The following is a 19689-nucleotide window of genomic DNA, read 5'->3' on the forward strand; positions in this document are numbered from 1 at the left end:
GAAAGCCGAGCCCGTTGAGCCACCGCTAGAGAAAATGGGCTCCGGGCAGCATCTCGGCGAATGGGGAGCCCTGCCGCGCATGGCCAGCAAAGCAGCCGAAATGGACAGCATCTACCGCTCCTCGGCCGGAGAGTTGATGGTGACCGGCACCCAGGCTCTGCTCCTGGCGATGATCCGCCAGCGCCGGTTCGATCGGGCGCGCGGCCTGAACACCGCCGGCTTCATCAGCGGCTATCGCGGCTCGCCCCTGTCCAGCCTCGATACCGAGGCCTGGCGCGTGGCGAAGGACCTGGCGGCGGAAGACATCCGCTTTCAGCCTGGCATCAACGAGGACCTGGCGCTGACCGCCGTATGGGGCACGCAGCAGACCGCGCTTGATCAACGCGCCAAGGTCGAGGGCGTGTTCGCCATGTGGTACGGCAAGGGCGCCGGGCTCGATCGTTGTGGCGACGCGCTGCGCCACGCCCATGGGGCGGGCTCATCCCGCAGCGGCGGCGTACTGGTGGTTGCGGGCGATGACCATGCGCTGAAGTCGTCGAGCCAGGCCTATCATTCCGAGCCCACCTTCATCGACATGCAGATGCCGGTGCTCTATCCGGCCGACATTCAGGAGCTCTTGGACTATGCGGTGCTCGGCTTCGAGATGTCGCGCTATTCCGGGTGCTATGTCGGCCTCAAGGTGCTGGCGGAGCATGTGAACTCGACGGCAATCGTCGATGTGGGCCTCGAGCGGATTTCGCTGGCCCATCCGCGCGCACTGGGGCCGGACAACGACCGCTGGATCCGCTGGCCCGATCCGTGGCCCGAGGTGGAGCGGCGCTTGTTCGGCGTGAAGCTGCCGGCCGCGCTGGACTTCGCCCGTGCCAACCAGCTCAACCGCGTGATGGTGCAGGCGGCCGCGCCGCGCCTCGGCATCGTGGTCGCGGGCAAGTCCTATCTCGACCTCAAGCAGGCGCTGCGCCTCGCTGACCTGTCACTGGACGAGGCGGGTGAGCGCGGCCTCTCAATCTACAAGATCGGCATGCCATGGCCGGCGGACGAGGCGGCGCTCGCCACCTTCTGCCTGGGCAATGAGACGATCCTGATCATCGAGGAGAAGCGCGATCTCCTTGAGAGCCAGGTCAAATCCGCGCTCTATCCCTTCGCCGGTCAGCAGCGGCCAGCGGTGCTGGGCCGGTGCGACCGTGAGGGCGAGCCGCTGTTCCCCATGGTAGGCGAGCTGTCGGCGGAGATGATCCTTGCGGCGCTCGCGCCCGAAATTGCCGACAGGCTGGATGAGCGCCGCCGCGCGCTAATCCAAGCGGTGCTGCATCAGCCCCCCGCGCCGGCAGCGGTGCTGCCGCCGCGGGCGCCCTATTTCTGCTCGGGATGCCCGCACAACAGCTCCACGGTGGTGCCGGAGGGCAGCCGGGCGCTCGGCGGTGTCGGCTGCCATTTCATGGCCACCGGCATGGACCGCAGCACCGACACCTTCACCCAGATGGGCGGCGAGGGCGTGCCATGGATCGGCACCGCGCCATTCACCGAAACGGACCATGTGTTCGTGAACCTGGGGGAGGGCACCTATTTCCACTCTGGCAGCCTGGCGATCCGCGCCGCCGTCGCGGCTGGGGTGAACGTCACCTACAAGATCCTCTACAATGACGCGATCGCCATGACCGGCGGCCAGCCGGTGGACGGCAAGCTTTCTGTCGCCGACATCGTGCGCCAGGTGCAGGCGGAAGGCGTGAAGCGCATCGCCGTCGTGGCCGAGGATATGGACGGCTACCACGCGCGGACCGGCCTGCCTGCAGCGGTGCCGGTCTCGGGCCGGGAGCAGCTGCAACAGGTGCAGGACGAGCTGCGCCGGGTGCCTGGCGTATCGGTGCTGATCTATGACCAGGTCTGCGCCACGGAGAAGCGGCGGCGGCGCAAGCGCGGCACCATGGCGCAAGCCGAGACGCGGGTGCTGATCAATGACCGGGTGTGCGAGGGCTGCGGCGATTGCTCCGTACAGTCGAACTGCCTGTCGGTGGTGCCGGTCGAAACCGAATTCGGGCGCAAGCGCGCCATCGATCAGACGAATTGCAACCAGGACCTCTCCTGCCTCAAGGGCTTCTGCCCGAGCTTTGTGACCATCGAGGGCGCGAGCCTGCGCAAGCCGGTGCTCGACCCGGCGCTGCTCGACGAGGCCGCCATTCCCGAACCGCCGCTGCCGCCGCTTCCCGCCAGCGGCGCCTACGATATGCTGATTGCCGGCGTGGGCGGCACCGGCATCGTCACGGTGAGCACTTTGCTGGCCACGGCCGCCCGGACGCAGGGCCATGCCTTTACCGTACACGACAAGCTGGGCATGGCGCAAAAATACGGGGCGGTGAACAGCCATCTGCGGCTGGCTGTTTCCCCCGGTCAGCTCGATGCCGTGCGGATTGCGCGCGGGGCGGCGCGGGTGCTGATCGGCGGCGATCTGAGGGTTTCGGCCGAGCCGGCCATGCTCGATCTGGTCGCCCGCGAGAATGGGAGCCTGGTCATCGCCAGCGAGCAGGCGGTCGGCGGTGAGTTCGTCCGCAATCCGGATTACGACTTCCAGTCCCACGCGCTGCAGAGGACGCTGGAACGGCTTGCGCCAGGCCGCACCCATCTTATCCCGGCCAGGCACCTCGCCCAATCGCTGCTGGGCGATGAGATCGGCGCCAACCTGATCCTGGTGGGCTATGCCTGGCAGCAAGGGCTGATCCCGATTCCGCGCGAGGCCATTCATCAGGCGATTGTGCAGAACGGGGTGGCGGTCAAGCTCAATCAGGCCGCCTTCGCGCTGGGCCGGCGTTATGCGCACGAGCCGGAAGCCGTCCTCCGCCGGCTGGAGCGTGCGCGTGCGCCGCTTCCGCAGGAGATGACTTGGCAGGCGTTGGCCGAGCATCGGGCAGCCGAGCTCACGCGCTATCAGAATGCGGCCTATGCCAGGCGCTATCGCCGGCTCGTCGATCTGGTGGCCGCGGCCGAAGCGCGGGCCATCGGGGCGCCCGGCGCCCTGGCCCATGCGGTGGCCGAGAATTTCGCCAAGCTGATGGCCTATAAGGACGAGTATGAGGTGGCGCGCCTCTACACGGACGGCCTGTTCCAGCAGGCGCTTGAGAAGACCGTCGCAGCCACCGGCAGGGTCCATTTCCATCTGGCGGCACCGCTGATCGCCCGACGCGATCCGTTGACCGGCCTGCCGCGAAAACGCCGCTTCGGGCCGTGGATGCTGCACCTGTTCCGGCTGCTGGCGCGGATGAAGGGCCTGCGCGGCACCGCGCTCGACCCGTTCGGATGGCATCCCGACCGGCGCGAGGAGCGCGCCCTGATCGCGGAATACGAAGCGGACCTTTCGCGCATTGCCGCAGCGCTAAAGCCAGAAACGCACGGGCCGGCGGTGGAGTTTGCCCGCCTGCCGCAGCGCATCCGCGGCTATGGGCATGTGAAAAAGGCGGCGATCGAGGCGGTGCGCCCCAAACGCGAGCAGCTGCTTGCCGCTTTTGCCGCCGGGCCGGCGAACCCGCCGCTGCCGGTTGCCGCCGAATGACCGAACCGAGGGGACAATAGGGGAGACAACAATGAAGAGAGCACTCGTCTTAAAGTTGGGTCTTGCCGCTTCCATGTTCTGGGGCATCAGTGCCGGGCAGGCCGAGGAACCGGTGAGCGTCAAGCTCAGCTACATCGTCGACCATCCGGCCATCGAGGCGGCCAAGAACGGCATCCTGGCCGCGCTGAACAAGGCGGGCTATGTGGACGGCAAGACCATGGCGCTGGAGGTGCAGAGCGCCCAGGGCAACATGAGCACCCAGGCCCAGATCAACAGCAAGTTCGTGGGCGACAAGCCCGACCTGATCATCGCCATCTCGACGCCCAGCGCGCAGACCGCCATGGCGGCGACGAAGGACATCCCAATCGTGTTTGCGGCGGTGACCGACCCGCTCGCGGCGGGGCTGGTGGACAGCTATGAGGCACCGGGCCGCAACCTCACCGGCGCGAGCGACATGACCCCGATCGACAAGCATATGGAACTCGTCCGCAGGATCGTGCCCGACGTGGCGACGATCGGGGTCATCTATAATGGCGGCGAGGCGAATTCCGTCGCTCAGGTGGAGGTGGTCAAGGCGGAGGCGGCCAAGGCGGGCCTCAAGGTGGTGGAGGCAACGGCCACCCAGTCGAGCGCCGTGCTGGATGCGGCCCGCAGCCTGGTCGGCAAGGTGGATGCGATCTATGTCCCGACCGACTCGACCGTGGTCAGCGCCATCGAGGCGGTGGCGCGAGTGGGCGGCGAAGCCGACATTCCGGTGATCGCCGGGGACACTGGCTCGGTTGAACGGGGCGCGATCGCGGCCCTGGGCTTCGATTATTTCGACATCGGCCTGGCCGCCGGCGACTATGCGGTGGCGGTGCTGAAGGGCGAGAGCCCGGCCAAGCTGCCGGTGCGCTTCATCGACAGGCTGCAGCTGTACCTGAACCCCAAAGCGGCGGCGGCCATGGGCGTGACCCTGCCGGATTCCCTGGTCAAAGAAGCCACCCGGGTGATCGAATAGCCATGACCCTGTTCGCCTTCATGGGCGCCGTGGAAGCCGGGCTGATCTTCAGCCTGGTGGGCATGGCGGTGTACTTGTCGTTCCGGGTGCTCGATTTCCCCGACCTCACTGTGGACGGCAGCTTCCCGCTCGGTGCGGCCATTGCCGCGGTGGGCATCATGCACGGCATCGATCCGTTCGCCGCGACCGCGCTCGCCATGGTGGCGGGATTCTTGGCCGGCCTGGTCACCGCGGTCCTGCATGTGCGCCTCAACGTGCTGCACCTCCTGGCCAGCATCCTGGTGATGCTGGCGCTCTATTCGGTGAACCTGCGAATCATGGGCCGGCCGAACCTGCCGCTGCTTGCGGCCGACACGGTGTTCACCCCGCTGCAGGCTCTGCCGATACCGGGTTATCTGGCCCTGCCGCTCGCGTTGGCGGTCGTGGTGCTGGCGGCGAAGCTCGTTCTGGACTGGTTCCTTGCAACCGAGATCGGCCTTGCTTTGCGGGCGGCCGGCGCCAACAGCCGCATGGCGGCGGCCCACGGCATCGAGCGCGGCGGCATGGTGGCGCTTGGGCTCGGCCTCTCCAATGCCTATGTGGCGCTGGCCGGCGCCTTGTTCGCCCAGGCGCAGGGCTTTGCCGACGTGGGCATGGGCGTCGGCGTCATCATCATCGGGCTGGCGGCCGTCATTCTGGGTGAGACGCTGCTTCCGACCCGCACCGTGATACTGGCCACTGCCGCGGCGGTGGTGGGCAGCCTGATCTACCGTATCGCCATCGCCTTCGCGCTGAATCTGGATGCCATCGGCTTGCGCGCCCAGGACCTCAATCTGGTGACGGCCGTGCTGGTCGTTATCGCCATTGCCGCCGCCAAGCTCACGCAACCCGGGTGGATGGCGGCGGGCAGGGCAGTCCGGGTGCGGCAGCTTCCCGTTGCGAGGGGTGCGCGCGAAGATGCTTGAGGCCTTTGGCATCGAAGTCGTGTTCAACGCGGGCACGCCGCTTGAAAACCATGCCTTGCGCGGCATCGACCTCACCATTGCGGAGGCCGAATTCGTCACGGTGATCGGCACCAATGGCGCGGGTAAGTCGACCTTGCTCGGGGCGCTTGCCGGTGACATCCGGCCCCGGGCCGGATCGATCAGGATCGACGGGGAGGATGTGACCGAGAGCGATGCCGCCCGGCGCGCTCGCCTCGTGGGCCGTGTGTTCCAGGACCCGCGCGCCGGCACCTGCGAGGGGCTGACGATTCTGGAGAACCTCGCCATCGCAGCGGCCCGTAACCGGCGTCGCAGCCTGCGTGGTGCCACCGCCCGGCGCGACTATGAACACTACCGCGAGCGCCTGCGCGAGCTCGGCTTGGGCCTCGAGAACCGGATCAATGACCGGGTCGGCCTGCTGTCGGGCGGACAGCGGCAAGCGCTCAGCCTGCTGATGGCTTGCCTCGTGCCGAACAAGGTGCTGCTGCTGGACGAGCATACCGCCGCGCTCGACCCGCATGCGGCCGCCAATGTGCTCGAGCTGACCGACCAGCTTGCCGCGCGCAACCGGCTCACCGTGCTGATGGTGACCCACAGCATGAGCCAGGCGCTCGCCCACGGCACCCGCACGGTGATGCTGCACGAGGGCAGGGTATTGTTCGACCTGCCGCAGGACCGGAAGCGGTCAATGACCAGCAGCGACCTGCTCGACCTCTTCAAGCAGGCGCGCGGCGTGCCGGTGGATGATGATGCGATGGTGCTGGGATAGAGCGTGATCCCGAAAAGTGGACACCGGTTTTCGGAAAAGATCACGCGAAGAAGGTTGAGTGATGCCGTTCCAGATCTTCTGTCTCGATGATCCGCATAAGCCCGGCTTGCGCAGCCAGATCAGGGCGCGGCACTTGCGCTACATGATCGCCCATCGCGACCGCATCCTGTTTGGCGGCCCGATGAAAGCTGAGGACGGTATCACCTCGATCGGCAGCGCCTTCGTGCTGGATTATGACAGCCGCGCGGAGGTGGACCGCTTCCTGGCGGAGGAGCCCTATATGCAAGCGGGCCTGTTCAGCGCGGTGCAGATCCATCCTCTGGTGGTCATGGTTCCGGAGCAGAATGCCGGCTTCCTCGAAGAGGAGCTCAAGCGGGAGCTTGCCGCCGCGCGATCCCAGACCGTCCAGCATAGCCCCAGGCCAAACCGCTAGCAGCCCGCACGCTCCGGAACGCTCGCCAATCTTCGCCGTTACAACAGAAATCCGGTGTTCGCGAGGGTCCTGCCATGTCGAGCTTCGAACAACGGCGCCGGCATATGGTGGATGCGCAGCTGGCGCGTCGGGGTGTCCGCGACGCGCATGTGCTCAATGCCATGCGCTCAGTGCCGCGGGAAGAGTTCGTTTCGCCGGGGCTTGCCGAGTTCGCCTATGAGGATGCGCCGCTGCCGATCGCCGAAGGGCAGACGATTTCCCAACCCTTCATCGTCGCGGAGATGATCGAGGCGGGCGAAGTCAAGCCGGGCGATAAGGTGCTCGAGGTGGGGGCGGGCTCGGGCTATGCGGCCGCTGTGCTCGGGCAGATCGCCGACAGGGTCTACGGGATCGAACGCCATCCTGGCTTGGTGGATGCGGCGCGGGAACGATTCCAGCGGCTGGACTACCGCAATATCGAGCTGCGGGTTGGCGATGGCTCGCAGGGCTGGGCGGAAGCGGCGCCGTTCGATGCGATCCTGGTGGCGGCCGGCGGGCCGCGGGTGCCGGAAGCCTTGAAGGCGCAGCTGGCCATCGGTGGCCGGCTCGTCATTCCGGTGGGCAGCGAGCGCGCGCAGACGCTCCTCAAGATCACCCGGGTGAGCGAGGACGAATACCGCGAGGAGGAGCGCGGGTTGGTGGCCTTCGTGCCGCTCATCGGCGAGCATGGATGGTCGGAAGGCCACGGCCTAGGCCGCGGCCTGGGCCGCGGCCCAAGTTCCGGCGCCAAGCCCGGGTCTCAGGCGCACACGCTCGAAGAGATGATCGCCGATGCCGCCGAACCCTTGCCTGATTTGGATGATCCTCGCTTCGGCGCCCTATTCGATCGATGGGCGAACTGCCGCGTGGTGCTGCTGGGCGAGGCGAGCCACGGCACATCGGAGTTCTACTGCGCCCGCGCCGCCATCACCCGGCATCTCGTCGAGAAGCACGGGTTCACCATCGTGGCGGTGGAGGCGGACTGGCCCGATGCGGCCGCCGTGGACCGCTATGTCCGCCACCGTCCGGGCCCGGCCACCGGCGAGCTGCCGTTTCAGCGCTTCCCTACCTGGATGTGGCGCAACGCCGAGGTTGCCGGGCTGGTGGAATGGATGCGCGCGCACAACGAGACGGTGACCGAGCCCGAGTGGCGCGCCGGCTTCCACGGCCTCGACCTCTATAACCTGCGCGGCTCCATTGCCGCCGTGCTGGACTATCTCGACCGGGTGGACCCCGGGGCGGCGCGAGCCGCGCGTGAGCGCTATGGCTGCCTCACGCCCTGGCAGAGAGATCCAGCCACCTATGGCCGCGCCGTGCTCACGCAGGGGTACAGGACGTGCGAGGCTGCCGTGATCGAGCAGTGCCAGGCGCTGTTGCGAAAGCAGCTTGAATACGCGCAGCAGGACCAAGAGAGCTTCCTCGATGCGGCGCAGAACGCGCGGCTGATCGCCTCGGCCGAACGCTACTACCGCATTATGTATTACGGCGGTGCGGAAAGCTGGAACCTGCGTGACACCCATATGTTCGAGACGCTGGAGCACCTGCTCGCGGCAAAGGGCGAGGGGGCGAAGGCGGTGGTGTGGGCGCACAACTCGCATATTGGCGACGCGCGCTTCACCGACATGGGCATCACCCGCGAGGAGCTGAACCTGGGCCAGCTCTGCCGCGAGCGGTTCGGGAAAGAGGCGGCGCTCATCGGCTTCGGCACCCATTCCGGGACGGTGGCCGCGGCCAGCGATTGGGGCGGCGACATGGAGGTGAAGCGGGTGCTGCCCTCGCGCACCGATAGTTATGAGCGCCTGTGCCATGCCGCGGGCTTGCCCCGCTTCCTGCTGGACCTGGGCGAGGATAAGCACCCCGATCTGCGCCAGAAGCTGCTGCACCCGCGGCTCGAGCGCTTCATCGGCGTGATCTACCGGCCGGAGACCGAGCTGTGGAGCCATTATTCGGAAGCGAGCCTGCCGCAGCAATTCGATGCCTATGTCTGGTTCGACGAAACGACCGCAGTGACACCGCTCGGGCCAGAGCATGCCAAGCCGGGCACGCCGGAGACCTATCCGTTCGGGGTTTAGAGCTGTTAGGGACAGGAGGACGACATGGATGAGAAGACGCATAGGTCGCACAAGCCGGCCAGCGGCAGCGACAAGAGCAGTGGGCCGGCAAAAGGCGGTGATCACGCCCGCAAAGCACAGGAATGGGGCGGCGGCTCCAAGGCCTCGAAGGGGCCGGTCACGACTGCCGACAAGCGCAACGAGAATTCCAGCGCGAAGAGTTGATCGCCGTGCCATCGATGGCCATCGGCTCAGGGCAAGATCTCAATCGGCGTGTTGTCAGGAACCGCCTGCCAGATTTCCTCGATCTCCGCATTGGTCACCGCAATGCATCCGGCGGTCCAATCCACGTGCCGGTGTAGGCTGCCGAGCCAGCCAAGTCCGTTCCGGATGCCATGGATCATGATGTCGCCGCCTGGCGATTGACCCCGTGCGGCGGCGCGTTGCACATCTTGCGGTCCGGGGTAGCTGATGCGGAGCGACAGGTGATAAGCGCTGTTCGGATTGCGTCCGCTGATCCGATAGGAGCCTTCGGGCGTTCTGTTGTCGCCTTCCCGTTGCTTTGGAGCGAGTCCCCCGCGACCCAGCGCGACGGCATAGGTCTTCAGCGGCTGGCCATCGCGAAGCAGCGTCATGGTCCGCTCCGACTTTTGGACGATGACGTGATCGGCCTTCGCATCGAAGGGCAGCGGCGGCAACTCGGCGCCCGGCTCAACCGCCGGGACAAGGAGCGCTCCGGCGGCCAGGATCAGGCCGGCTGCCAGACCGGCCACCATCATCGGCAAGGACCGGCTTTGGAAATTCCTCATTTCTCAACCCTGCCCGAAGAATGCCACCTCCGGGAGTCCTTCCATATGCAGGATGTGAGATCAAGGGGCCAACCCCCCGCGGGGGAACGTGACCCGGGCCGGAAAATGCGCTAGATCCAGCCCATGCCGTCCGCTTCTGTCATCGTGCGGCGCCTTAAGTCAGGCGACGTGCCGCTGTTTCGCAAGCTGAACATTCTGTTCGGCGAAGCCTTCGCCGAGCCCGACACCTATGGGGCCGAACCGCCGAGCGATGCCTACCTGGAAGGCCTGCTTGCGAAAGAGCACGTCTGCGTTCTCGTGGCGCTTATAGGCGGCGAGGTGGTAGGCGGGCTCGTGGCCTACGAGCTCGACAAGTTCGAGCGGGCCCGGCGCGAGGTTTACATTTACGACCTTGCGGTGAGCGAGCCGCATCGCCGGCAGGGTATCGCCACTGCCCTGATCGGGCACTTGCGCGAGATTGCCGCCCGCCGCGGGGCCTGGGTGATCTATGTGCAGGCCGATTACGGTGACGACCCGGCCATTGCCCTTTATGAGAAGCTCGGCACCCGGGAAGAAGTGCTGCACTTCGATATCCCGGTGGAGACTGGTCAGGATTAGCCCCCCTGTTTCGAGCTCAGTCCTTCCCGCGCGAGCACCATGACCGCGAGAGGGATCACCGTCCTCTGTGGTTCGCCGCCGAGCCGCTCGGCGGTGACCGACGCCAGCGCGTTCATGAAGACCCGGGGGAAGTCGTTCCCGCGGCCGGGCTCCAAGCCAAGCGCGAGGGTCGGGAACACGGCTGCGCGCAGGAAGGCAGTCCAGCCGGCCGCGAAGGCATGGGCATCGCCATCGGCCTCGAACTGTCTCCACAGGCGGTCCTCCCCATGGAAGATGTCGAGATGCTCGACCGACAGGCCCTGAAACGAGCCGGTTTCGGCAAAGGGCGCCATTAGGTCGGCGCGGCTGCGGGCAACCACGGGCAGGGCCATGCGCCGGACCTCGGCCATGGTGATCAGGCCTTGCTCCGCGAGATCGAGCAGTGCCCCATACAAGGCCGCCAGCACCGCCTCATAGCCGAACGCACCGGTGGCGTCCAAGGCCATGGTCTCCACCACCAGCCGTCCGCCGGGCCGTAGCTCGCGGGCGCGGCGCAGAAGGAATGTCCGCCAATCCTCGTCCGCCTGGCGGGCGTAGGCGGCACGCGCCGTCTCATCCGCGCTGTAGGCCACCTGGACATGATCCGGGATCGAGCCCGGGCTTCGGCTCAGCCACTGCACCGCCCAGGAGCTCCAACCCAGCGTGACGCTGGCGGAGGGAAGCACCTGGTCGTAGAACGATCTGCCCACCGCGAAGGCGAAGGTCGGCTCGGCCTGGTGGAGATAGCGCGCCGGATCCTGGTTCAGCACCTGGAAAAGGCTAGAGAAATCAGAACTGGGCTGGTCGATATGCACGACTGATATGGCCCGTTCCGCACCGGTCCTCTCCCGAAGAGCGGGTATGGCCGCCGCCACCGGCGCAAGCGAGTTGCGCCCTTCGGACGAGCCATAGTCGGCAATGAGGAGCCATTCTCGTCCAGGCGGCAAGGCAACCTCGCGCGCCGCCCGAACGAAAAGCGGCAGCGCCGGCGCCGACCCTGCCGCCTGCACGCTCGAACTCCGGTTGTAGGCGCCGTGCCCTTCCATGGGCGCAATGAAGCCACCGCCGGTCATGAAGATCTCCGGGCCGACCCCTTCAGGCCGTTTTGCCCATGGTGCCGCCATTGCTGGTCAGATTGCAACATGTGATGGCTTTTGGATCGATAGCCAAGCGAGTGGCGGCTATAATGGCGAGGAATGGAACCAGCGCCAGGCTGCAACAGAGATGTCGCTGCGGAAATTGCTTCCTTCGCCGAATGCCATCTTCATGTTCGAGGCGGCTGCTCGCCACCTGAACTTCACCCGGGCGGCGCGCGAGTTCAACGTGACTCAATCGGCGGTCAGCCGCATGATCGGCCGGCTTGAGCAGCATCTTGGTGTAAAGCTGTTCATCCGGTCGCCGACCGGCATCGCGCTCTCGGACGATGGCCGGCTGCTTTACAATTCGGTCGGCAACGGCTTTCAGCAGATCGAGATCGCGCTCGATGAGATCCGGGCGCGGCACGGGGATGCGGGCACGGTGACGCTCTCGCTCTCATCGGCCTTTGCCATGCACTGGTTCATGCCGCGCTCCGACCGCTTCCAGGCCGCCTTTCCCGGCATCGACCTGCGCTTCCAGCTCGCCTGGGGCGAGCCAGCTGGCCCCGTGGACGACGTGGATCTCGCGATCCGGCACAATCAGCCGTCCAGTTCGGACGCAGACGCCTGGGTGCTGATGGAGGAGGTGGTGCTTCCCGTGTGCAGCCCAAGCTATTTGGCCGAACATGGCGGACTTGGCCCCTGCGCGGACATGCACAAGCACACGCTGGCCCATCTTTCCGGGTCGGTACGGGTGCCCTGGCAGCGCTATCTCGCGGAATTCGGCTATCCCGCGCCGACCGGGAGCCGGAGCCTGATCTTTTCCGACTATTCCCTGGTGATCCAGGCTGCCGTCAAGGGCCGCGGCGTCGCGCTCGGCTGGTGGCACGTGGTGGCGCATGAGCTGCTGCAGAAAGGCTTGGTGGAGGCGAGCCCTCACTGGCTGCATACCGGCGATCACTATTGGCTCGTGGCCTCGGCCCGGCGCCCCCTGCGCAAGCCGGCGGCGCTGGTGCGCGACTGGCTGCTGAGCGAAATGGAGACCCTGCGGCACGAGGTGCTACGCTCGTGACGATCCAGGAGCCCATGACCTGAAGTCATCGGCACCTGACTATTTCGCGGCGTGCGCAGGCGACGGCCATCCTCTATGGTCATGATCAACCGGCCGCCCCCACGAGTATGGCAGGATCGGACGCGCAAAGCAGGGGAGCCGTCGTGCACGCCATTCCGGGCCAGGGCCGCAAGATCGAGGAAACGGCCACTCTCGCCCGGCATCGGCCGTTGCGGCACCGGCTGGATCCGCTGCTGCGCCCTGCTTCCGTTGCCTTTGTCGGCGCGTCGCCACGGCCGGATACGCCCGGCAATACCATGGTGCGGGATGCCGCGCGCGATGGCTTTGGCGGCCGCCTCTATGCGGTGAATCCAAAATACGACGCCGTGGAAGGGGTCGCCTGTTTTCCCGATCTGGCGAGCCTGCCCGAGACGGTCGAGCATGTGGTTCTGGGCGTGGCGAACGAGGCGCTGGAGGAGCACCTGCTGGGCGTGGTCCGCCATGGCGCAAGGGCGGCAACCATTTTCGCAAGCTGCGACCTGACCGGCAGGCCGGATGATCGCCTAGCTGCCCGGATTGCCGATATCGCCCGTGAGGCGGGCCTTGCGATCTGCGGCGGCAACGGTATGGGCTTCCTCAACCCGCCGCTGGGCTTGCGGGTCTCCGGCTATGCGGCGGGCCCGCGGCTCAAGCCGGGCGGCACCGCCTTCATCACCCAATCGGGCTCGGCGTTCAGCGCCCTTGCCTATAGCGACCGGCGGTTGAAGTTCTCGCTCTGCGTATCGAGCGGGCGCGAGCTGACCACGACAGCGGCCGACTATGTGGATTGGGCGCTCGATCAACCGGAAACCCAGGTGATCGGCCTCTTTCTGGAGACGGCCCGGCAGCCCGAGCTGTTCATGCGCGCCCTGCAGAAGGCGGACGAGCGGGACGTTCCGGTGGTGGTCCTCAAGGTCGGCCGGACCGAGCTCAGCGCCGGCTTTGCCGCCAGCCATAGCGGTGCCATCGCCGGCGATGATGCGGCCTATGAAGCCCTGTTCAACAAATGGAGCGTGGTGACCGTCGACACGCTGGATCAGCTGGCCGCCAATCTGCTGCTGTTCGCTGTTGGCAGGCCCGCCGCGCCAGGGGGCCTCGCCAGCCTGCATGATTCCGGCGGCGAGCGGGAGATGGTTGCCGACCTTGCCGCCAAATTCGCCGTGCCGTTCGCGGCGGTCTCCCAACAGACGCTCGATGCCTTGCGGCCCCATCTCGATAGCGGCCTCAAGCCGGCCAACCCGCTGGACGTGTGGGGATCGGGGCGCGACTTCGAGCATCACGTGGAAGCCTGCATGGCCGCCATGCTCGCCGATCCGGACACCGCCCTTGGCGTGCTATTCCAAGACGTTCGCGACGGCTCCTATATCGCCGAGGGCTTCACCCGGGCCGTGATCCGCGCGAGCGCCGGGAGCGACAAGCCGGTGGCGGTGGTGACCAACTATGCCGGCGTCAATCACCGGTCGATTGCGCTGGCGACCACCGAGGCGGGCGTGCCAGTGATCGACGGCACCGAGGAGGGGCTGCACGCGATCCGAAGCCTTTTACGCCTGCGCGACCGCAAGCGCACGGCGCATGAGCACCTGCCGCCGGTTGCCGATCATGTGAAGCATCGCTGGCGGGCGCGGCTGATGCGCGGAGCGCCGCTCGATGAGCTGGAGGGCCTGGCGTTGCTTGCCGATTACGGCATCCGGACCAGCCAAGCCTGTCTCGTGGACAGTGTGGAAGCGGCCATCGCGGCGGCGCGCCACATCGGCTTTCCCGTGGCGCTGAAGACCGCTGCGCCTGGCATTCTGCATAAAACCGAGGTCGACGGCGTGAAGCTTGGCCTTGCCGATGAGGCTTCGCTCATGGCCGCTTATGGGGATATGGTCCAGCGGCTTGGGCCGCGGGCGATCGTGGCGGAAATGGCGTCGCCGGGGATCGAGCTGGGGCTCGGCATGATCCATGACCCGCAGTTCGGACCATATCTGGTTGTCGCATCCGGCGGCATCTGGATCGAGCTCCTCAAGGATCGGGCCGTGGCCATGCCACCGGTGAGCCTGCAGCAAGCGGCCATGCTGGTTGGACAGCTCAAGCTTGCGCCGCTTCTCGACGGCCGTCGCGGCCTGGCTGCCGCCGATAAGCGGGCGCTTTACGAGGCGGTGGTGCGCTTCTCCCAAATCGGGGCCGATCTGGGCGATCTCATTGCGGAAATGGATGTGAACCCGCTGATCGTCAGCGAACACGGCTGCTTTGCGGTCGATGCGCTGGTGCTCGGCAAGGCAGCGCCTGATCAACAGGGCGCGGGAGTGGCAGGCGCATGAATTTCGAGCTGAGCGCGCGGGAAAAGGAGCTGGCGCGGCGGGGTCGCGCATTCTGCGACGACGTGCTGTTGCCCCTCGAGCTCATCACCGATGAGCACGGCGAGCTGCCCATGGAGCGGCGGGAGGCGGTCAAGCAGGCGGTGCGCGACTGGGGCCTGGCCGGCATCAACCACAGCCGGGAAGACGGCGGGCTGGGTCTCACCATGGTGGAGCAGACCGCCATCGAGGAGCAGTTGGGCCGCGCCACCAACGGCCTGTGGACCTGTGTGTGGCGCCCGCCGGTGAGCCTCAAATTCGGTACCGAGGCGCAGAAGAAGGCCTATCTGGTGCCGGCCTGCGGTGGCTATCGCCGTGGCGCCTTCGCCATTACCGAGCCGGACGCCGGCTCCGATCCGCGCCGGGTGAAGACCAGGGCCGATCTCAGAAACGGCACCTGGCATCTTTCCGGCGAGAAGTGGTTCGTCACCTCCTACAACGCCTCCGACTTCGTCATCGTCCACGCCCATGTGGATGGCGACCCGGACAAGCCGACCCTGTTCCTGGTGGACAAGCCGGCGGAGAACCTGACCCATGTCCGCTCGCCCAAGTTCATGCACAATTTCGCATTCGACCATGCCGAGCTGCACTTCGCCGAGACGCCGGTGGGGGAGGACAAGATGCTGGGCGCGATCGGCCAGGGGTTCGAGCTGACCAAGGACTGGTTCGTGGAGGCGCGGCTGCAAATCGCTTCCCACGCGATCGGCGCCGCGAGCCGGGCGGCGGAGATCGCCAATGACTATGCCACCACCCGGCACCAGTTCGAGCGGCCGATCCGCGACTTCCAGGGCATTGAGTTCATGCTCGCTGATATGGCGGTGGAGCTGTTCGCCGCCAAGTCGATGCTCTACCGGGTGGCCTGGGAGATCGACCAAGGGCTCGACCGCAAGCGGGTTCATGCCCATGCCAGTGCGCTCAAGCTCTATGCCTCGGAAGCGGCGGGGCGCATCATCGACAAGGCGCTGCAGGTCCTGGGCGGTCGCGGCTACATGCGGGAAAACCCAGTCGAGCGGCTCTATCGCGACATCCGTGTGGACCGCATCTGGGAAGGCACCTCCGAGATCCAGCGGGTGGTGGTGGCCGGGCAGATCCGGAAGCGGGGCCTGGGCATTTTCAGCGAGATCGATCCGGGGGTGGCTGCATGATGGTTCCGCGTCCGGCGTCAGGGGGCCCGTGATGGCTCGGCGGCACATCGAAACAGCCGCGCTGCTTGCTCCAGCGGTGATCACCCTGGCCGTGCTGTTCATCGTGCCGCTTGCGCGCCTGTTCTCGCTGGCCTTCACCGACCCAGGCGGCCCGTTCGCGACCTTTACGCTGCTCGCCGAAAGCCAGGTCTATCGCCGGGTGATGGTGAACACCTTCCTCGTGGCCATCGCCGTGACCGCCATTTCGGCAATTCTGGCCTGGCCTCTGGCTTATGTGCTGTCCCGCCTCAAGGGCATCTGGTTCGCGGTCGCGCTCTACGGCGTGCTGTTTCCCTTCTGGATCTCGGTCCTGGTCCGCACCTTCTCGTGGATGCTGCTGCTCGAGCGCAACGGGCCGGTGAACCGGCTGTTCATGGGACTGGGCCTCACCGACAATCCGCTGCCCCTGCTGTTCAACGACACCGGCGTGATGATCGGCATGATCCATATCCTGCTGCCCTACATGATCCTGCCGCTCTATGGGGCGATGGTTCGGGTCGATCCCCGCCTGCTGCAGGCCAGCGACGGGCTCGGGGCGAGCCTGTTCCAGACCTTCCGGCGCATCTACTTCCCGCTGTGCCTGCCGGGCCTGATCGGCGGAGCGACCTTCGTGTTCCTCCTGTCCCTGGGCTTTTTCATCACGCCGGCGCTGCTGGGCGGCGCCAACGCCATCACCCTGTCCATGCTCATCGCCAGCTTCGTGACCGACCGGCTCGCCTGGTCGCTGGCAGCCGCCGGGTCGCTCGCCCTCTTGGCCATGGTGTTCATAATCCTCGGGCTTACGGCAAGGCTGCTGCCGGTCGACAAGGGGATCTTCGCGCGATGAGCCGCCTGCCCCTGTCGCTGAGGATCATCTCCAATGCCTGCGCCAGCCTGGTACTGGCCTTCCTGGTGCTACCCATCCTTGCCGTCATTCCGGCTTCGTTCAACGCGGCGAGCTTCATTCATCTGCCGCCGCACGCCTATTCCGGGGTGTGGTACCAGCGGTTTCTCGACGATGGGGAATGGCGCAGCTCGCTCATGAACAGCGTCGAGGTGGGGCTGCTGGCGACCGTCATCGCCGTGGTGCTGGGGACTCTGGCGGCACTGGGCCTGCGCCGCATCGAGGGACGGCTGCGCGGCATCGTCACCGGCCTGTTCCTCGCCCCGCTGATCGTGCCGGTGATCGTTACGGCGGTGGCCATCTACCGCAGTGCCATCGATGTTCAGCTGAACGGCACCATTCTCGGCATGAGCCTCAGCCATGTGGTGCTGGCGCTGCCCTTCGTGGTGATCAATGTGGGGATTGCCCTGCGCGCGGTGAGCGAGAGCTGGCTCAGGGCCGCCGCGGGCCTGGGCGCCGGCCCGTGGAAGATCTTCCGCACCATCACCCTGCCAAACATCCTGCCGGGCATTGTCGGCGGCGCCATCTTCTCCTTCATCACCTCCTTCGACGAGGTGGTGATCGCGGTGTTCATGGCGGGCTATGGCAACAAGACCCTGCCCGTCAAGATGTGGGAGTCGGTGCGCCTCGAGTTCACCCCGGTCATCGCGGTGGCCGCAACGGTCATGATCGCGCTGGCCCTGCTCCTGTTCGTGGCGGCGGAGCGCGCAAGCCGCGCCGGCAGGGGGCAGCCGTCATGACCGCATCCGGGCTGTCACTGCGGCTCACTGGCGTCTCCAAACACTATGGCAAGATCGCCGCGCTGGAGCCCACTGATCTGTCGATTGCTGCGGGAGAGTTCCTGACGCTGCTCGGGCCTTCCGGCTCGGGCAAGACCACGCTCCTCAATCTCACCGCCGGCTATATCGAGCCGTCTTCCGGCACCATCCACATCGGTGAGCGCGACGTGACCCGTGTTCCGGCGCGGCACCGCAATATCGGCATGGTGTTCCAGAACTACGCGCTGTTCCCCCACATGACCGTGGGCGAGAACGTTGCCTATGGGCTGACCGTCCGGGGAGTGCCGAAGCGCGAGATTGCCCGGCGGGTTACCGACGTGCTGCGTCTGCTGCAACTCGACGGTTTCGCCGAACGCGGCATCCAGCAGCTGTCCGGAGGTCAGCAGCAGCGGGTGGCATTGGCGCGTGCGCTGGTGATCGAGCCCGACGTGCTGCTGATGGACGAGCCCTTGGGCGCCTTGGACAAGCAGCTGCGGCGCGCGGTGCAGCTGGAGCTACGCCGGCTGCATAGGGAGCATGGCCGCACCACCATCTATGTCACTCACGACCAAGAGGAAGCATTGGTGCTCTCGGACCGCATCGCTGTCATGGACCACGGACGGATCCAGCAACTCGGCCCGGTGGACGAGCTTTACGATCGGCCCGGCAATGCTTTCGTGGCGGGCTTCATCGGCGAATCCAACCTGCTGCCGGTGCGGGTGCTTTCCGCTTCGGACGGACAGGCGGCCGTAGAGGTGGAGGCGCTGCGGAGGACGCTGCAGGTCGATGCTGCGCAGGGTGTTGCGCCAGGCGCACCGGCCCGCCTGCTGATCCGGCCCGAGCATATCGTGCTCGACAATTCCGCCGAGAGCGTGCCCGCCGAAGTGGTCGAAGTAGTCTATCTCGGTGAGCTCACGCAGCTCACCCTGAGGGTCGCCAACGGCACGGTGCTGACGTCCCGGCAGATCACCGACCAGCGCATCGGCCCTGGTGCCAAGGTCCACCTGTGGTGGCGGGCAGGCTCGGCGCGCGTGGTTCCCGAACAACAACCAAGGAGGGAGAAAACCCATGAACAGGCGTAGTTTGCTTATCGGTGCCGCGGCGGGCGCGCTCGCCGGTGCCGCTGGTCTTCCCGGTCGGCTTTCGGCCCAGGACAGGCCGTTCACCTTCACCTCCTGGGGCGGTGCACTGTCCCAGGCGGAGAAGGAGGCGTTCATCGATCCCTTCGGTGAGGCCAAGGGCATCCCTGTGATCAATACCTCGCCCACCGAAACCGCGAAGATAAAGGCCATGGTCGAGGCGGGACGGGTCGAATGGGACCTGGTCGACGTGGGTGGCCGCACCGTCTGGCAGGGAGCCCGGGAAGGCTTCCTCGAGCCGATCGATCTTGCCAAGGTCCCCAATGCCGCTGCCCTGGACAAGGGCTGGGTCGCACCGAACGGCATCGCCACCTCGACCGGCGCCACCATCATTGCCTGGTCGAAAAATGCATTGCCCGAGGGGGGCCCGCAATCCTGGGCCGACTTCTGGGACGTCAAGCGGTTCCCCGGTCCGCGCGGCCTCTACAAGTTCTTCTATTACAACTATGAAGCCGCGCTGCTCGCCGCCGGGCTCAAGCGCGAAGAGGTCTTCCCCTTCACGCCCGAAAAGGCCGACATGGCGCTGGCCAAGGTGAAGGAATTGAAGCCCAATGTGACGGTGTGGTGGGGGGCGGGCGCGCAGCCGCCTCAGCTGCTCTCCTCAGGGGAGCTCGCTCTGTCATCGGCCTGGAGCGGCCGGATACTCGCGGCCACGGCCGAGGGTGCGCCCGTCGATTATACCTACAAGGATGGTCTTGCCTGGGCCAATTGGTGGGTCATCCCGAAAGGCTCGCCGAAGGTCGAGCTGGCGCACGAGGCCATCAATTTCGCCCTCGCGCCGGAACGCCAGGTGAAGCTGCTGCAGCTAAAGACCTACGGGCCGGTGCTCGAACAAGCCGCAGCTCAGGCGGATGAGGCAACCCGCAAGATCCTGGTCATGGCGCCCGAGAACATCAAGGACATGCTGATCCTGCAAGAGGGGGAGGCGACCGAGTATTCACTGGCCTATGAGGAGAAGTGGAACCAGCTGATGCTCGGGTAGGCCGCCGGGCCCGTCCGGATCACGCCGCGCTGCGGGG

Annotated in this window: 17 protein-coding genes; 15 read left to right on the plus strand and 2 right to left on the minus strand. The window is 66.5% G+C overall.

What is annotated here, in order from left to right; all coding sequences use genetic code 11:
* Positions 1 to 79: 79 nt before the first annotated feature.
* From E4P09_RS20475 to E4P09_RS20505, 7 genes are all read left to right on the plus strand, one after another.
* Positions 80 to 3544 (plus strand): indolepyruvate ferredoxin oxidoreductase family protein, encoded by a 3465-nt coding sequence (locus tag E4P09_RS20475; protein ID WP_137391484.1) that lies wholly within the window; start codon positions 80 to 82, stop codon positions 3542 to 3544.
* A 31-nt stretch (positions 3545 to 3575) separates the two neighbouring features.
* Positions 3576 to 4544 (plus strand): ABC transporter substrate-binding protein, encoded by a 969-nt coding sequence (locus E4P09_RS20480; protein ID WP_428977732.1) that lies wholly within the window; start codon positions 3576 to 3578, stop codon positions 4542 to 4544.
* 2 nt (positions 4545 to 4546) lie between these two features.
* The gene (locus E4P09_RS20485) at positions 4547 to 5488 is read left to right on the plus strand and encodes an ABC transporter permease (protein ID WP_137391485.1); all 942 of its coding nucleotides are present in this window, start codon (positions 4547 to 4549) and stop codon (positions 5486 to 5488) included.
* The gene (locus E4P09_RS20490; RefSeq protein ID WP_137391486.1) at positions 5481 to 6275 is read left to right on the plus strand and encodes an ABC transporter ATP-binding protein; all 795 of its coding nucleotides are present in this window, start codon (positions 5481 to 5483) and stop codon (positions 6273 to 6275) included. The genes E4P09_RS20485 and E4P09_RS20490 overlap by 8 nt, the downstream gene beginning before the upstream one ends.
* A gap of 61 nt (positions 6276 to 6336) precedes the next feature.
* Positions 6337 to 6708 carry a YciI family protein gene (locus E4P09_RS20495; protein WP_137391487.1) on the plus strand — a complete coding sequence of 124 codons (372 nt, stop codon included), beginning with the start codon at positions 6337 to 6339 and terminating at the stop codon, positions 6706 to 6708.
* 74 nt (positions 6709 to 6782) lie between these two features.
* The gene (locus E4P09_RS20500; protein WP_137391488.1) at positions 6783 to 8798 is read left to right on the plus strand and encodes a protein-L-isoaspartate(D-aspartate) O-methyltransferase; all 2016 of its coding nucleotides are present in this window, start codon (positions 6783 to 6785) and stop codon (positions 8796 to 8798) included.
* A gap of 24 nt (positions 8799 to 8822) precedes the next feature.
* Positions 8823 to 9002: a hypothetical protein gene (locus E4P09_RS20505; RefSeq protein WP_137391489.1), complete on the plus strand. Its 180-nt coding sequence runs from the start codon at positions 8823 to 8825 to the stop codon at positions 9000 to 9002.
* A gap of 26 nt (positions 9003 to 9028) precedes the next feature.
* Here the strand turns inward: E4P09_RS20505 and E4P09_RS20510 are convergent, their stop codons facing one another.
* Positions 9029 to 9586 carry a L,D-transpeptidase family protein gene (locus E4P09_RS20510; RefSeq protein ID WP_239025290.1) on the minus strand — a complete coding sequence of 186 codons (558 nt, stop codon included), beginning with the start codon at positions 9584 to 9586 and terminating at the stop codon, positions 9029 to 9031.
* A gap of 123 nt (positions 9587 to 9709) precedes the next feature.
* Here E4P09_RS20510 and E4P09_RS20515 point away from each other — a divergent pair, with 123 nt between their 5' ends.
* Positions 9710 to 10183, plus strand: a complete 474-nt coding sequence (locus E4P09_RS20515; protein ID WP_137391490.1) for an AAC(3)-I family aminoglycoside N-acetyltransferase — start codon at positions 9710 to 9712, stop codon at positions 10181 to 10183.
* Here the strand turns inward: E4P09_RS20515 and E4P09_RS20520 are convergent.
* Positions 10180 to 11274, minus strand: coding sequence for a class I SAM-dependent methyltransferase (locus E4P09_RS20520; protein ID WP_137391491.1), 1095 nt, complete (start codon positions 11272 to 11274; stop codon positions 10180 to 10182). The two genes, E4P09_RS20515 and E4P09_RS20520, sit on opposite strands and share 4 nt — an antisense overlap.
* Before the next feature lie 151 nt (positions 11275 to 11425).
* On the opposite strand from E4P09_RS20520, the gene E4P09_RS20525 reads away from it, so the two are divergent.
* From E4P09_RS20525 to E4P09_RS20555, 7 genes are all read left to right on the plus strand, one after another.
* Positions 11426 to 12349 carry a LysR substrate-binding domain-containing protein gene (locus E4P09_RS20525; RefSeq protein WP_170984527.1) on the plus strand — a complete coding sequence of 308 codons (924 nt, stop codon included), beginning with the start codon at positions 11426 to 11428 and terminating at the stop codon, positions 12347 to 12349.
* 143 nt (positions 12350 to 12492) lie between these two features.
* Entirely contained in the window at positions 12493 to 14670 is a 2178-nt protein-coding gene (locus E4P09_RS20530) for an acetate--CoA ligase family protein (RefSeq protein ID WP_170984528.1), read from the plus strand.
* Positions 14667 to 15851, plus strand: a complete 1185-nt coding sequence (locus tag E4P09_RS20535; RefSeq protein ID WP_137391494.1) for an acyl-CoA dehydrogenase family protein — start codon at positions 14667 to 14669, stop codon at positions 15849 to 15851. The genes E4P09_RS20530 and E4P09_RS20535 overlap by 4 nt, the downstream gene beginning before the upstream one ends.
* Positions 15852 to 15882: 31 nt before the next feature.
* Complete coding sequence (locus tag E4P09_RS20540; RefSeq protein ID WP_239025291.1) at positions 15883 to 16716, plus strand: ABC transporter permease; 834 nt, start codon at positions 15883 to 15885, stop codon at positions 16714 to 16716.
* A complete protein-coding gene (locus tag E4P09_RS20545; RefSeq protein ID WP_137391495.1) occupies positions 16713 to 17513 on the plus strand; it encodes an ABC transporter permease in 801 nt (266 codons plus the stop codon). The genes E4P09_RS20540 and E4P09_RS20545 overlap by 4 nt, the downstream gene beginning before the upstream one ends.
* Entirely contained in the window at positions 17510 to 18613 is a 1104-nt protein-coding gene (locus E4P09_RS20550) for an ABC transporter ATP-binding protein (protein ID WP_137391496.1), read from the plus strand. The genes E4P09_RS20545 and E4P09_RS20550 overlap by 4 nt, the downstream gene beginning before the upstream one ends.
* A complete protein-coding gene (locus E4P09_RS20555; RefSeq protein WP_137391497.1) occupies positions 18600 to 19652 on the plus strand; it encodes an ABC transporter substrate-binding protein in 1053 nt (350 codons plus the stop codon). Before E4P09_RS20550 ends, E4P09_RS20555 begins: the two co-directional genes overlap by 14 nt.
* Positions 19653 to 19689 lie beyond the last annotated feature (37 nt).

The organism is Rhodoligotrophos defluvii (assembly GCF_005281615.1).
Lineage (GTDB): Bacteria > Pseudomonadota > Alphaproteobacteria > Rhizobiales > Im1 > Rhodoligotrophos > Rhodoligotrophos defluvii.

Excerpts from the sequence above, each read along its gene's own strand:
- E4P09_RS20545 (WP_137391495.1), top strand. The coding sequence starts at position 16,713 with ATGAGCCGCCTGCCCCTGTCGCTGAGGATCATCTCCAATGCCTGCGCC.
- E4P09_RS20540 (WP_239025291.1), top strand. The coding sequence starts at position 15,883 with ATGGCTCGGCGGCACATCGAAACAGCCGCGCTGCTTGCTCCAGCGGTG.
- E4P09_RS20535 (WP_137391494.1), top strand. The coding sequence starts at position 14,667 with ATGAATTTCGAGCTGAGCGCGCGGGAAAAGGAGCTGGCGCGGCGGGGT.
- E4P09_RS20485 (WP_137391485.1), top strand. The coding sequence starts at position 4,547 with ATGACCCTGTTCGCCTTCATGGGCGCCGTGGAAGCCGGGCTGATCTTC.
- E4P09_RS20490 (WP_137391486.1), top strand. The coding sequence starts at position 5,481 with ATGCTTGAGGCCTTTGGCATCGAAGTCGTGTTCAACGCGGGCACGCCG.
- E4P09_RS20505 (WP_137391489.1), top strand. The coding sequence starts at position 8,823 with ATGGATGAGAAGACGCATAGGTCGCACAAGCCGGCCAGCGGCAGCGAC.
- E4P09_RS20525 (WP_170984527.1), top strand. The coding sequence starts at position 11,426 with ATGTCGCTGCGGAAATTGCTTCCTTCGCCGAATGCCATCTTCATGTTC.
- E4P09_RS20515 (WP_137391490.1), top strand. The coding sequence starts at position 9,710 with ATGCCGTCCGCTTCTGTCATCGTGCGGCGCCTTAAGTCAGGCGACGTG.
- E4P09_RS20520 (WP_137391491.1), bottom strand. The coding sequence starts at position 11,274 with ATGACCGGCGGTGGCTTCATTGCGCCCATGGAAGGGCACGGCGCCTAC.
- E4P09_RS20480 (WP_428977732.1), top strand. The coding sequence starts at position 3,576 with ATGAAGAGAGCACTCGTCTTAAAGTTGGGTCTTGCCGCTTCCATGTTC.
- E4P09_RS20555 (WP_137391497.1), top strand. The coding sequence starts at position 18,600 with ATGAACAGGCGTAGTTTGCTTATCGGTGCCGCGGCGGGCGCGCTCGCC.
- E4P09_RS20500 (WP_137391488.1), top strand. The coding sequence starts at position 6,783 with ATGTCGAGCTTCGAACAACGGCGCCGGCATATGGTGGATGCGCAGCTG.
- E4P09_RS20475 (WP_137391484.1), top strand. The coding sequence starts at position 80 with ATGGCCAGCAAAGCAGCCGAAATGGACAGCATCTACCGCTCCTCGGCC.
- E4P09_RS20495 (WP_137391487.1), top strand. The coding sequence starts at position 6,337 with ATGCCGTTCCAGATCTTCTGTCTCGATGATCCGCATAAGCCCGGCTTG.
- E4P09_RS20510 (WP_239025290.1), bottom strand. The coding sequence starts at position 9,586 with ATGAGGAATTTCCAAAGCCGGTCCTTGCCGATGATGGTGGCCGGTCTG.
- E4P09_RS20550 (WP_137391496.1), top strand. The coding sequence starts at position 17,510 with ATGACCGCATCCGGGCTGTCACTGCGGCTCACTGGCGTCTCCAAACAC.